The organism is Paenarthrobacter sp. 2TAF44 (assembly GCF_052114885.1).
GTDB lineage: Bacteria > Actinomycetota > Actinomycetes > Actinomycetales > Micrococcaceae > Arthrobacter.
Genome location: NZ_JBFRFP010000007.1, coordinates 29818 through 42179 on the forward strand (window position 1 = coordinate 29818; position 12362 = coordinate 42179).

The 12362-nt window shown below is 62.5% G+C and carries 11 protein-coding genes; 10 read left to right on the plus strand and 1 reads right to left on the minus strand.

Features of this window, described 5'->3' with window-relative positions; translation table 11 throughout:
* Positions 1–83 precede the first annotated feature (83 nt).
* The 9 genes from AB4Z15_RS08740 to AB4Z15_RS08780 all read left to right on the plus strand — a co-directional run bounded on the left by AB4Z15_RS08740 (position 84) and on the right by AB4Z15_RS08780 (position 10712).
* Entirely contained in the window at positions 84–2060 is a 1977-nt protein-coding gene (locus tag AB4Z15_RS08740; RefSeq protein WP_442016977.1) for an amino acid transporter, read from the plus strand.
* An 18-nt stretch (positions 2061–2078) separates the two neighbouring features.
* Positions 2079–2456: a hypothetical protein gene (locus tag AB4Z15_RS08745; RefSeq protein WP_442016978.1), complete on the plus strand. Its 378-nt coding sequence runs from the start codon at positions 2079–2081 to the stop codon at positions 2454–2456.
* 82 nt (positions 2457–2538) lie between these two features.
* Positions 2539–4530: an amino acid transporter gene (locus AB4Z15_RS08750; protein WP_442016979.1), complete on the plus strand. Its 1992-nt coding sequence runs from the start codon at positions 2539–2541 to the stop codon at positions 4528–4530.
* Complete coding sequence (locus AB4Z15_RS08755) at positions 4520–5986, plus strand: TrkH family potassium uptake protein (RefSeq protein WP_442016980.1); 1467 nt, start codon at positions 4520–4522, stop codon at positions 5984–5986. Before AB4Z15_RS08750 ends, AB4Z15_RS08755 begins: the two co-directional genes overlap by 11 nt.
* Positions 5987–6176: 190 nt before the next feature.
* Entirely contained in the window at positions 6177–7094 is a 918-nt protein-coding gene (locus tag AB4Z15_RS08760; protein ID WP_442016981.1) for an SIS domain-containing protein, read from the plus strand.
* 9 nt (positions 7095–7103) lie between these two features.
* On the plus strand, positions 7104–8069 hold the full coding sequence (locus AB4Z15_RS08765) for an ROK family protein (RefSeq protein WP_442016982.1): 966 nt from the start codon (positions 7104–7106) through the stop codon (positions 8067–8069).
* Positions 8066–9061 (plus strand): 1-phosphofructokinase family hexose kinase, encoded by a 996-nt coding sequence (locus AB4Z15_RS08770; protein WP_442016983.1) that lies wholly within the window; start codon positions 8066–8068, stop codon positions 9059–9061. The genes AB4Z15_RS08765 and AB4Z15_RS08770 overlap by 4 nt, the downstream gene beginning before the upstream one ends.
* Positions 9043–9897: a class II fructose-bisphosphate aldolase gene (locus AB4Z15_RS08775; protein ID WP_442016984.1), complete on the plus strand. Its 855-nt coding sequence runs from the start codon at positions 9043–9045 to the stop codon at positions 9895–9897. The genes AB4Z15_RS08770 and AB4Z15_RS08775 overlap by 19 nt, the downstream gene beginning before the upstream one ends.
* A 23-nt stretch (positions 9898–9920) precedes the next feature.
* Positions 9921–10712 carry a DeoR/GlpR family DNA-binding transcription regulator gene (locus tag AB4Z15_RS08780; protein WP_442016985.1) on the plus strand — a complete coding sequence of 264 codons (792 nt, stop codon included), beginning with the start codon at positions 9921–9923 and terminating at the stop codon, positions 10710–10712.
* 10 nt (positions 10713–10722) lie between these two features.
* On the opposite strand, the gene AB4Z15_RS08785 is transcribed toward AB4Z15_RS08780, so the two are convergent.
* Positions 10723–11379, minus strand: a complete 657-nt coding sequence (locus tag AB4Z15_RS08785) for a histidine phosphatase family protein (RefSeq protein ID WP_442016986.1) — start codon at positions 11377–11379, stop codon at positions 10723–10725.
* Between the two features lie 112 nt (positions 11380–11491).
* Between AB4Z15_RS08785 and AB4Z15_RS08790 the strand changes: the two genes are divergently transcribed.
* Complete coding sequence (locus tag AB4Z15_RS08790) at positions 11492–12265, plus strand: CPBP family intramembrane glutamic endopeptidase (protein ID WP_442016987.1); 774 nt, start codon at positions 11492–11494, stop codon at positions 12263–12265.
* The last annotated feature ends 97 nt before the right edge of the window (positions 12266–12362 follow it).

Below are 12362 nucleotides of genomic sequence, written 5' to 3' on the forward strand. Positions count from 1 at the left end.
AACGTCTTTCCCGGTTTGATGCTTTCCCTTGGTGTTAGCTTCGGCTGTGACCGCGGCGCATTATGCCGCGCGGAAAGGAAATAATGACCACGTTGAGCAGGCCCCCTGCTGACCCATCGGCACCCAAGCCAGCCGGAAAAGCCGCACTGAAAAACTGGCTGCTGTTCGGGCTCCAGGACAGCAAGGGCACCCATCAGGGCCCCGGCGGAATAACCGCGGCCAACGAGAAGAAGCATCCGTGGTGGCAGGTCATGTGCCTGACCGGCGTCGATTACTTCTCCACCCTGGGTTACCAGCCCGCGATCGCGGCACTGGCCGCCGGCGTGATCTCACCATTGGCGACCCTGGTGCTCATTGCCGTCACCCTGTTGGGCGCCCTGCCCGTCTACCGCCGCGTCGCCCGGGAAAGCCACCGTGGCGAAGGCTCCATCGCGATGCTTGAACGGCTCCTGCCACGCTGGGGCGGCAAGCTCTTCGTCCTCATCCTGCTCGGGTTCGCCGCAACCGACTTCATGATCACCATGACCCTCTCCGCCGCCGACGCAAGTGCACACCTCATTCAGAACCCTGTCGCCCCCGGTTGGTTGCAGGGCCAGAACATCCTCGTCACGCTCTTCCTCCTGGCGCTGCTGGCTGCCGTCTTCCTCCGCGGCTTCAAGGAAGCCATCGGAGTCGCTGTTGTCCTCGTCGTCCTTTACCTGGGCCTCAATGCCATAGTCGTGGTCGTGACCCTCACCCAGGTGTTCACGCACCCGGTCGCCATGGGCGGGTGGTGGAACGCGCTCTGGACCTCGCACGGGGACCCGATCATGGTCGTGGGAATCGCTCTGCTCGTCTTTCCCAAGCTTGCCCTCGGACTCTCAGGCTTCGAAACAGGTGTCGCCGTCATGCCCCAGGTCCGGGGAGACGAGGCCGACACCGAGGAAAACCCGGCGGGCCGCATCCGCGGAACGCGCAGAATGCTCACAACCGCCGCTGTCATCATGAGCGGATTCCTTTTCACCACCAGTTTCATCACCGTCGTCCTGATCCCGGAACAGGAATTCCAACCCGGCGGCCAAGCCAACGGCCGCGCCCTGGCGTTCCTCGCCCACGAATATCTCGGCGTCGGCTTCGGCAGTATCTACGACATCAGCACCATCGCCATCCTGTGGTTCGCCGGGGCCTCCGCCATGGCAGGACTGCTGAACCTCGTCCCGCGGTACCTGCCGCGCTACGGGATGGCCCCCGGGTGGGCCAAGGCCGTCCGCCCACTGGTGCTCGTCTTCACTCTCGTCGGTTTCCTCATCACCTTCCTCTTTGAAGCCGACGTCGACGCCCAGGGCGGCGCGTACGCTACCGGCGTTCTGGTGCTGATGACCTCGGCGGCCGTTGCCGTCACGCTCTCTGCGCGCCGACGCAGGCAGCGTAAGCGCACCATCGGCTTCGGCATCATCTCCCTGGTGTTCACCTACACCACCATCGCCAATATCTTCGAACGCCCCGAAGGCATCAGGATCGCGGCAATCTTCATCCTGGGAATCATCGTGATTTCCCTGCTCTCCCGCATCCGACGCTCGTTCGAACTCCACGCCACCCGCGTCCACTTGGACCGTCAGGCCCTGGAATTCATGTCCGACACCCTCGAAGGACCCATCGCGATCATCGCCCACGAACCGCTCCGGCTCACCGCCGAAGCGTACCGGGACAAGCTCACCTCAGCGATCGAGGTCAGCCATCTGCCCCTGGAGCAACAAGCAATCTTCCTCGAAGTGATCGTCGACGATTCCTCAGACTTCGAAACGGAACTGCAAGTACACGGTGTGATGCGGCACGGGTACCGGATCCTGGAGGTCCACGGTCCCGTCGTACCGAACACCATCGCGTCCGTCCTGATCCACATCCGTGACGTCACGGGGCTCATGCCACACATCTACTTCCGATGGACGGAAGGAAATCCTTTCACCAACCTCCTGCGCTTCCTGTTCCTGGGGGAAGGTGAAATCGCTCCCGTCACCAGGGAAGTGCTGCGGGAGGCGGTGCCTGATGTCACCCAGCGCCCGTGGGTCCACGTCGGCTGATAAAGGAGGTGTTCGCGGATGGGCGCGCATCAAGACGATACCGACGGCGGTGTGAGGTTCGCTGCGCTGCCGGACTCAGTGGAGGGTTACGGAGGCCGGGGTGTAGACGGCGCTGCGTATTGCCCTCCGGGGGGCTACCTCTTCAGGGACAAAGCCGGAGACACATGGTGGATTATTTTCCAGGTATCTCCTGACCCGGGTTCTCACGGACCCAAGGTCCGTGGAGATGTCCTGGGCTGCAGCGAAGCCTACGACGAGCTTGTTCACGTCCGGGTGCTGGCCTCCGACGTGCTCCGCGAAGATGCTGATTCTGCCTTCCATCAGCAAGCACCCTCCAGCTACGAAGAGGCGGCAAGGGTTGCCGCAAGCATCCCCCGAGGCGTAAAGGAACCGTAAAGGATTCCCGATTTTCCTGCTTCCACATGATCTCCGGTGCTACGCTCCCGGGGATCATGTCGGCAGACAGGAAGACGAGGCAGTGACAACATCGGCCCGGAAGGACATTCCGGACAGCATCCCAACCCCTGAACGCAAACGGCAATCAGGAAATCCGCTGGTGCGATGGTTGTTGGAACACCGCGTCCACCAGCCCGTCGGTCCTGAATCCGTTGAGGACCACGCCACGCAGCAAAGCTGGTGGAAGGTCATGTGCCTGACGGGCGTCGATTACTTCTCAACGTTGTCCTACCTTCCCGGCATAGCAGCACTTGCCGCCGGTGCCCTTTCCCCATTGGCGACGTTGTTGATCGTTGCTCTGACCTTGCTGGGCATGCTGCCGATGTACCGCAGGGTGGCAAAGGAAAGCCCCCACGGGCAGGGATCCGTGGCCATGCTGGAGAACCTCCTGCCTTTCTGGCGCGGCAAAATTTTCGTCCTCGTCCTTCTCGGCTTCGTTGCGACATCGTGGATCATCATCATCACCATCACCCTGTCCGCGGCCGACGCAACGGTGCACCTTCTGGAGAACCCGTTCCTTCCGCCGTTCCTGGAAGGCCAAGCAGTGGCAGTGACGGTGGTTCTCCTGCTGATCCTGGGCGGGGTGTTCCTTATGGGCTTCAGCGAGGCCGTCGCCGTGGCGATACCGCTCGTGGCCGTGTTTTTGGGACTGAACGCCATCATCATCGGCGTCGGGATCTTTGACATCGTAGCCTCCCCGGCGCTCTTGTCCTCCTGGTCCGGAGCGCTGACTGCCGCGTCCGGGGGTGGCCTGGGCGGACTGATCCTGCCTGCCCTGATCGCCTTTCCCCTCCTCGTCCTGGGCCTTTCAGGATTCGAGACCGGCGTCAGCATGATGCCCCTGGTTTCGGCGAAGGGTGCGACTCCCGAGGAACGGCTGGCTGCCCGTATCAGGAACACCCGCAAACTCCTCACCACCGCTGCGGTCATCATGAGTGTCTATCTGATCGGCAGCAGTTTCGTCACGACTGTCCTGATACCGGCAGAAGCATTCCGGGAGGGCGGGGAAGCCAACGGCCGTGCCCTGGCCTACCTGGCACACCAAAGGCTCGGCGAAGGATTCGGATCCATATACGACATCAGCAGTGTCCTGATCCTCTGGTTCGCCGGGGCATCAGCGATGGCGGGATTGGTCAACATCGTCCCGCGCTATCTCCCCTCCTACGGCATGGCGCCGGACTGGACCAGGGCAGTGCGTCCCGTTGTACTCGTCTACACAGCCGTGAGCGTACTCATTACCATCGGCTTCAACGCGGACGTGAACGCCCAGGCAGGAGCCTATGCCACGGGAATTCTTGCCATGATGGTTTCTGGCGCCGCCGCGGTGACCATCTCAGCCCTCCGCCGAAAACGACGCCGGGCAGCCATCGGTTTCAGCGTGCTGACCCTCATTCTGCTCTACGCCCTGATAGCGAATGTCATTGAGAAACCTGATGGACTCACCATCTCCGGCTTCTTCATCCTGGGCATCATCGTTGTGTCCCTCGTTTCCAGGGTCAGCCGGACGACCGAGTTGCGCGTGGACCGCATCGAATTCGACGAGAATGCGCGTCGTTTTATCGCAGATTCCCTCGACTACGACGGCCGGCTCAACCTCATCGCCAACCGCCCCGAGGCACGGGATGCTGCCGAATACGCGGCCAAGGAAACCGACCAGCGCGAATTGAACCCGGTCCCTGGCTCCGCCGACGTCATCTTCCTGGAAATCGATGTCAGTGACCCCTCCAGTTTCAGCGACACACTCACCGTCACCGGCGTCGAAGTAGCCGGTCACCGGATCCTGCGGGCCCAAAGCCCCGCCGCCCCGAACGCGATCGCAGCGATCCTCCTGGCTCTGCGCAACGCCACAGGCGTCCGTCCCCACGCTTACTTCGAATGGGCTGAAGGCAACCCGTTGGCACACCTGATGCGATACCTGCTGCTGGGCCGCGGCGACACTGCCCCCGTCGTCCGGGAAATCATCCGCGAAAACGAACCCGACCCGAACCTTCGCCCAGGCATCCATGTCGGCTAACCCGAAGCCGTCGGCTAACCCAAATCTCCGCTCCCGCACCCCTGGACCACCCCAACCCGGGAACGGCAACGCACGGACGTTGTGGAAGCACCGGGACCCACAGACGCGACGTGAAAACGTCCTGAGGCGCGCCCTCTCACACCCAGTCCGCTCAGTACCGCTTGCTTTCCTGGCAGTCATCCTCCTCGGCGCAGCACTGCTGATGCTGCCCGTCTCCCGCAACGGCACTGAGCCTGCCACGCTCATGACGGCCCTGTTCACCGCCGTGTCCGCGACGTGTGTCACGGGCCTGGTTACCGTTGACACGGCAACCTACTGGACACCTTTCGGGCATGTCGTGATTCTGGCACTCATCCAGGTTGGCGGGTTCGGCATCATGACGCTCGCGACCCTGCTGGCGCTGCTCGTCCGCAAAAGCATCGGCTTGCGCGGGCAGCTTGTGGTGCAGTCAGAAACGCACACCCTCAACCTCGGGGATGTCCGCTCCGTGCTCTTCCGGGTTGCCCGGATCATGGTCGTTTTTGAAGCGATAACGGCAGCAATCCTGGCAGTGAGGTTCTGGCTCGCCTACGACTCCAACCCGGCCGTTGCGTTGTGGCATGGAGTCTTCCACGCAGTGTCAGCCTTCAACAATGCCGGATTCGCGCTCTACAGTGACAACCTCATCAGTTTCCGCGAAGACCCTTACATCCTGGTCCCCATCTGCCTGGCCATCATTTCCGGTGGTCTCGGCTTTCCCGTACTCATCCATTTGCTCAACGGCGGGGGACTACGGGTCCGGAACTGGACGGTACATTTGCGCCTCACAGTCTTCGGTACGGTCTTCCTGCTCATAGCCGGCTTCGTATTGTTCGCCGCGTTCGAATGGAACCGGGCCGAAACCCTGGGGCCGCTGTCCATACCGGGAAAGATCGTCGGTTCCCTGGCCGGAAGCGTGTTCCCGCGCACCGCGGGATTCAACAGCATCGACTACGGAGTGGCTTCACCGGAGACGCTCATGGTCAGCGACATTCTGATGTTCATCGGAGGGGGAAGCGCCGGAACTGCCGGTGGAATCAAGATCACGACCTTCCTCCTCCTTGCTTTCGCCATCTGGAATGAAGTCCGGGGACGGGACGATGTGACCATAGCCCACCGGTCCATCAGCCCTGCCTCGGTACGGCAGGCCCTTTCGGTAGCGCTGCTTGGCATCGGTGCTGTCATTACTGGAACCATGCTGCTGCTCATGTTCACCGACTACAGCCTTGAGAAAGTCCTGTTCGAATCCATCTCGGCTTTCGCCACAGTCGGCATGAGCACAGGAATCACGTACAACCTCCCTCCTTCGGCTGAGTGGGTGCTCATGGTTCTGATGTTTACGGGGCGCATCGGCACCGTGACGGTCGCTTCGGCACTCGCCCTATCTTCACGCCCGCGCCTGTTCAACCTGCCCGAAGAGCGGCCCATCATCGGCTGACCGGAACAGGTTTAGCCTTCCCTGCTGCTCGTAGCCGTTTCCCCTGCCAGCACTTCGCCATCGTCCTGACTACTGGGCTGCCCAATTACCGGATCCACTCCTGCAGATGATCCTTGTGAGATCGAAACTGATCGTTTACTGTTTCTATAGATCATAAAACGTCATTGGCTGAGCAGGAGCGAAACACACGATGAGCGAGAACACACTGGGTGCCTTCATGGAAGAAGAGCTGGTATCACAGCCCGACGTCTGGCAGCGGGCCATCGACCAGGCCCGTGCTGAGAAGTTGCTTCCCGCCGACGGCCAGCGGATCGCCGTCATCGGCTGTGGCACGTCCTGGTTCATGGCCCAAAGCTATGCTGCCGCCCGTGAATCCGCGGGCAAAGGCGTGACGGATGCCTTCGCGGCGTCGGAGGCTTTCCTGAACAGCAACAGCGCGGATCGCCAGTACGACGCCGTTGTGGCCATTACGCGGTCCGGCACCACCACTGAGGTGCTGGAGATCCTGGCAGGGCTTAAGGGCATCGTCCCCATTGTTGCGATTATTGGCGATACGTCCTCGCCAATCGTTCAGCTGGCCGACGCAGTGATCGGACTCCCGTATGCAGATGAGCGATCCGTGGTGCAGACCCGCTTCGCGACCTCGGCACTGGTTTACTTGCTCACCAGCCTTGGGATTGATGTCAAGCAGGCTATCGAGGACGCACGGGATGCAGTGACAGGTCCCGTGGCACAGGAACTTCTGGATGCTGAGCAATTCACGTTCCTCGGTACCGGATGGACTGTCGGCCTGGCCCACGAGGCAGGACTTAAGATGCGCGAAGCCGTTCAGGGCTGGACCGAGTCCTACCCGGCCATGGAATACCGCCATGGTCCCATCTCCATCGCGGCGCCAGGACGCGTGACCTGGTTGTTTGGCGCACAGCCCGAGGGCCTTGATAAGGACATGGCCGCCACGGGTGCCCTATACATCCACACGGACAAGCACCCGCTGGCTGAACTGGCCCGCGTTCACAAAGTGACCCTGGAACGTGCGCGCGTCCGTGGCCTCAACCCGGACCTGCCCCGGAACCTGACGCGCTCCGTCATTCTCGACGCCTCCGCCTAGGCACTCATCATGGTTCTCGGGCATGCAGAATCAGCAGTCCTGGCCTTCGACGTTGGCGGTACAGACGTGAAGGCCGGACTCGTGGATGCCTTTGGAAACGTCCTGGGCATGCGCCGGGTCCCCACGCCCCTGGATCCATCGCACCCAGGGGATGCCGTACTGGACAAGCTGACGGAGCTCGCCCGCCAGCTTGCTTCTGAGTTTCCGGATATCCCGGCCAAAGCAGCGGGCGTCATCGTCCCTGGCATTGTGGATTCCGTGGGAGGAATCGGGATCTACTCCGCGAACCTTGGGTGGCGCAATTTCCCGTTCACCGCCGAGGCGGAGAAGAGGCTGGGGCTTCCCGTGGCGTTCGATCACGACGTCCGCTCGGCCGCTGCCGTGGAACACACCTTTGGCGGATCCAAGGAGTTCAACGACGTCGTGGTCATGGTGGTGGGCACGGGAATCGCCGCCGCCGTTTTCTCCGGTGGTGTGGCCGTCACGGCCGGTGGTTTCGCCGGTGAACTCGGCCACGCCCAGGTACCGGACCCCGACGCCGGAACTGAAGCAGCCGGAACTCAAGCAGCCGGAACTCAAGCACCAGGGGCCACCATCCTCGAGGCAGTCGGTTCGGCAGGCGCGATCGCCAAGCGATACAGCAGGAAGTCGGGCAACATCGTGGACGGTGCCCGGGACGTCCTGCTCCGGTCCCAAAATGGAGATGCCATGGCTGCCCGTGTGTGGGCGGATGCGGTGGACGCCCTCGCCTTCACCATCTGCCAGTGCGTGAACATCATCGGCACTGAAGCGGTAGTGATCGGGGGAGGCCTGGCCGAAGCAGGCGAGGACCTCCTGGAACCGCTCCGCGCTCGGGTTGACCAGATCCTGGACTTCCAACGACGCCCACGCCTCATCCAAGCCCAGCTTGGCCAGGACGCCGGGCTCCTTGGCGCGGCATTGAACGCACGTGCGCTCCTGGACGGTGCGCGATGACCAGCCCAGCCGCGGCCGGCACATCCCGAAACGCCGCAACCCGCATTGTCACCGTGACCCCCAATCCCGCCATCGACATGACCTACACCGTCCACGGAATCACCGAAGGCGCCAGCCACAGGGTCCCCACACCCATCAGCCGCGCCGGTGGCAAAGGGCTCAACGTTGCCAGGGTGGTTCATCAAGTGGGCCATCCCGTGCTGGCCATTGCTCCTACCGGAGGAGCCGCTGGACAGACCCTGGCTGCCGAACTTTGGACCAGCGGCGTGCCCCACGCGCTGGTGTCTGTCGCCGCCGAGACCCGCCGCAGCATCGCGCTCGTGGACACCGTCGCCGGCGAGACCTCCATTTTCAACGAGGAAGGCCAGTCACTCCTGCCGGACGACTGGCGCTCGCTGACTGCCGCCGTCGTTAAAGCCGTCCGTGGCGGTGACGGAGAAGCTCCGGCCGCCGTGCTGGTGGGTTCCGGCAGCCTGCCACCGGATGCACCTGCCGATTTTTACCCCTCCTTGGTGAAGATGGCACACGACGCCGGCATCCCCGCCATCATCGACACCTCCGGACCAGGAATCATCACCGCAGCCAAGGCCGGTGCCGATGTCCTGAAACCCAATCACCACGAACTCGCGGAAGCCACGGGGCAGTCGAGCGTGGAAGCCGCTGCGCTCTCGCTGATTGCCATGGGTGCCCGCACTGTCCTCGTCAGCGCCGGCGCGGACGGAATGCTCGCCTTCGACCACGCAGCACCGGGCGGGTACTGGAGTGCCAGCCTCCCCGAGCCCCTGAGCGGCAACCCCACAGGGGCGGGCGACGCCGGTGTGGCGGCTGCCGCCGTCGCCCTCGCCGAAGGCGTTACCGAACCCCGCGAGATTCTCCGCCGGGCTACTGCCTGGTCCGCCGCCGCAGTGCTCATGCCCGCAGCAGGCGAGATCTCGCCGAGATACCAGGAACTTGAAGACCAACTGATCGTGACATGGAAGGAGACCCGGTGACCCTTGTCAGCACGCGGGAATTGATGGACAAGGCCGCGGCCAGCTCTACGGGCCAAGGCGCGTTCAACGTCATCCACGTGGAAACAGCGGAGGGGCTGGTGGCGGGTGCCGAGACAGCGGGTGTTCCGCTGATCCTGCAGATTTCGGAGAACTGCGCAAAGTATCACGGTGGACTTGAGCCGATTGCTGTGGCGACTTTGGCGATCGCCCGCGACGCATCGGTGCCCGTTGCCGTTCACCTGGACCATGCCGAGTCCGAGGACCTCGCCATCGCGGCCGTGGACCTCGGTTTTGGCTCCGTAATGTTCGACGGCGCGCACTTGCCCTATGAGTGGAACGTCGAAGTCACGCAACGGGTAGCCCGCTACGCCCACGAGCGAGGCGTTTACATGGAGGCCGAACTCGGCAAAGTGGGAGGCAAGGACGGCGCCCATGCACCCGGTGTCCGGACCGACCCCGACGAAGCGCAGGCGTTTGTTGAAGCAACGGGTGTGGATGCGCTCGCAGTGGCCGTTGGCTCCTCCCACGCCATGACCGAACGCAGCGCAGCACTGGACCTGCACTTGATCACGCGGCTGAAGTCGGCGGTCGGAAAACCGCTGGTCCTGCATGGCTCTTCAGGCGTCACAGACGAGATGCTCGTAGCTGCGATCGGCGCAGGTATGACTAAGATCAACGTATCCACACATTTGAACGGGTTCTTCACCCGCGCCGTCCGTGAGTACCTCGATGCCAACCCTGCAGTGGTGGATTCCCGGAAGTACATCAAGGCCGGCCGGGACGCACTGGTGCTGGAATCCGCACGTATGCTCACGCTGTTCGCCAAAGCGAAATAGCCAGACCCCGCGAAAGGCTCGTCATGACCCGCACCGATCGGCTGACCGCCATCCTTGACCTCCTGGCCGAATCCGGCCATGTGGAAGTCGAGGACATCGTGACGCGGCTTGGCGTGTCACCGGCCACGGCTCGCCGGGACCTGGACAGCCTTGCAAAACAACGGCTGCTCAGCCGTACGCGGGGTGGCGCCACCACCGGATCCGTGTCCTACGACCTCCCGGGCCGATACAACCGTGACGACCACGCCTTGGCCAAGCAGGAGATCGCCTTGGCCGCCTCCGCCCTGATCCGACCCGGAGCGGTGATCGGCCTGAGCGGGGGAACCACCAATACGGCTCTGGCGCAGTTGCTGTCCACCCGTGAGGACCTCAACGCGCCGTCCAACAGGCCCACTCTCACGGTGGTGACCAACGCGATCAACATTGCCTCGCAGCTCGCCGTTCGTCCGAATATCAAGATCATGGTTACCGGGGGAATCCTCAATCCGCGCTCCTACGAGCTCGTGGGCCCGTACACCGACGTGATCATGCAGAAGGTCGCCCTGGACATTGCGTTCATCGGGGTCAATGGTGTTGACCCGGACCTCGGCCCTACCATCACCGATGAAGGCGAAGCCATGGTGAACACCGTCATGGCACGCCGGGCCACTGAGTCGTACGTGGTGGCTGACTCTTCCAAGGTGGGCCGCCGCTCCTTTGCGGCCATGGCCGGGTATGACTTCCGGCACCTCATCACGGACGCCGGGATCAGCGCCGCGGACAAGGCTGCGTTCGAAGCCAAGGGCACGGAAGTCATCGTCGCCCCCGGCAACTAAGTGCTTCTTGCTAGAAACGCATTCTCGGCGCGTGAAGCACTGAATCGTCAACATCCCTTGGCACCCACTGGCTGAACGGTTCGTCGAGGCTGTACTGGCCGTCGTCGGTCCTTATCAGTGTGCGTAGTTCGGCGTTGTCCGGGTTGTTCAGTGACTCGAAATACTCAACAGTCCAGTGGAACCAGCGCATGCAGAACAGCCTCATGGTCAGTCCGTGTGTGACCATCAGGGTATTTGGGGCGTACGTCGGCTTTTGCCAGTGGCGGTAAAGGGTCTCCATGAACGAGGACACGCGGTCGTAGACGTCCGAGCCTGACTCGCCCTCGCGGAACCTGTAGAAGAAGTGGCCGTAAAGGTTACGCAGCTCCTTTTGGTCCTCGATCTCCCCGGCGATCTGGAAGTTGGCCCAGTCCTGCTCGCGAAGCCTGGGTTCTTCGATCACGCGCTCGATCAACGGGCCGAGGTTCAACGCCTCAAGAGTCTGGTATGCCCGCAAGTAGGGGGACACGTAGACGCAGACCTGCTCGCCGTCGAGCTTCCGCCTGAGGGCCTCGCCGGCTATCCGTGCCTGCTCAACTCCTAGTTCGGTGAGCGGGATGCGGTAGTCCGGCACACGGTTGTAGATTGACGTGTCGGCATTCGCGGCGGACTGGCCGTGCCGGATCATGAAGATTCTCCCTGGGGCACTCATCCCACCAAGCATAGGGTCTGCCTGCGGGTGGAACCCGAACGTGCGCAGTTCACGGCAAAGTGGCAGGAACTGCAGGCAAGATAGGTACATGCTCCTTGCTTCCCGCCGCCGCCTGCGCGCCGAAGTACTCATCGTACTGGGCCTGTCTCTGGGCCAATCAGCCGTGTACTCCGTGGTGCAACTTCTGGACAAGATGACACGCGCGCCGTTGTCCGAGGCAACTTCGACGCTTAACAGGTCCCAAAGCACCCGCGAGTATTTCGATCTCACGTACCAACTGCTGGACATTATCTTCGCTTTGGTTCCGGTGGTCCTGGTGTTCTACTTCCTGTCATCGCATTCACAGGGTGGCCGGGAAGGTGCAAGTGGCTCAGGCTTTGCCCGATTGGGGTTCAATTTCGCGCGCCCGGGCAAGGACCTTTTGCAGGGGCTGGGCCTCGCAGCCGCAATTGGCATCCCTTCACTTGGCTTGTACGCTGCTGGCCGTGCCCTCGGAATCACCACCGCCATTGTGCCCAGCGGCCTGGAGGCTTACTGGTGGACTGTGCCTGTGCTGATTCTCTCCGCCGTTCGCCATGCGATCGTTGAGGAAGTGATCGTCGTCGGCTACCTCCTGGACCGCTTCGGAAAATTCGGCTGGAGCACCCCGTTGGCCATTGTGGTAAGCGCGGCGCTTCGTGGCAGCTACCACTTGTACCAAGGTTTCGGACCGTTCATCGGCAACTTCGCCATGGGATTGGTCTTCGCCTGGCTCTATACCAAGACGAAGCGGGTGATGCCTTTGGTGATTGCGCATGCGCTGCTGGACATCGTCGCGTTCGTTGGCTTCAGCCTCTTCGGCAAGGCGATAGGCCTGGGTTAGGCATCAATTAAAGAAATTCGGCCGCCATCGGTGGGTGACGTCGTTGGCACCCGCTGATGGCGGCCGAAGCTTGACCGGACACACAGGACCGGGGAGG

What these genes read in the sequence shown, in the direction of transcription:
- AB4Z15_RS08770 (WP_442016983.1), top strand. Translation starts at nt 8,066, where the DNA reads ATGACCAGCCCAGCCGCGGCCGGCACATCCCGAAACGCCGCAACCCGC.
- AB4Z15_RS08745 (WP_442016978.1), top strand. Translation starts at nt 2,079, where the DNA reads ATGGGCGCGCATCAAGACGATACCGACGGCGGTGTGAGGTTCGCTGCG.
- AB4Z15_RS08775 (WP_442016984.1), top strand. Translation starts at nt 9,043, where the DNA reads ATGGAAGGAGACCCGGTGACCCTTGTCAGCACGCGGGAATTGATGGAC.
- AB4Z15_RS08755 (WP_442016980.1), top strand. Translation starts at nt 4,520, where the DNA reads ATGTCGGCTAACCCGAAGCCGTCGGCTAACCCAAATCTCCGCTCCCGC.
- AB4Z15_RS08780 (WP_442016985.1), top strand. Translation starts at nt 9,921, where the DNA reads ATGACCCGCACCGATCGGCTGACCGCCATCCTTGACCTCCTGGCCGAA.
- AB4Z15_RS08790 (WP_442016987.1), top strand. Translation starts at nt 11,492, where the DNA reads ATGCTCCTTGCTTCCCGCCGCCGCCTGCGCGCCGAAGTACTCATCGTA.
- AB4Z15_RS08760 (WP_442016981.1), top strand. Translation starts at nt 6,177, where the DNA reads ATGAGCGAGAACACACTGGGTGCCTTCATGGAAGAAGAGCTGGTATCA.
- AB4Z15_RS08765 (WP_442016982.1), top strand. Translation starts at nt 7,104, where the DNA reads ATGGTTCTCGGGCATGCAGAATCAGCAGTCCTGGCCTTCGACGTTGGC.
- AB4Z15_RS08785 (WP_442016986.1), bottom strand. Translation starts at nt 11,379, where the DNA reads ATGATCCGGCACGGCCAGTCCGCCGCGAATGCCGACACGTCAATCTAC.
- AB4Z15_RS08740 (WP_442016977.1), top strand. Translation starts at nt 84, where the DNA reads ATGACCACGTTGAGCAGGCCCCCTGCTGACCCATCGGCACCCAAGCCA.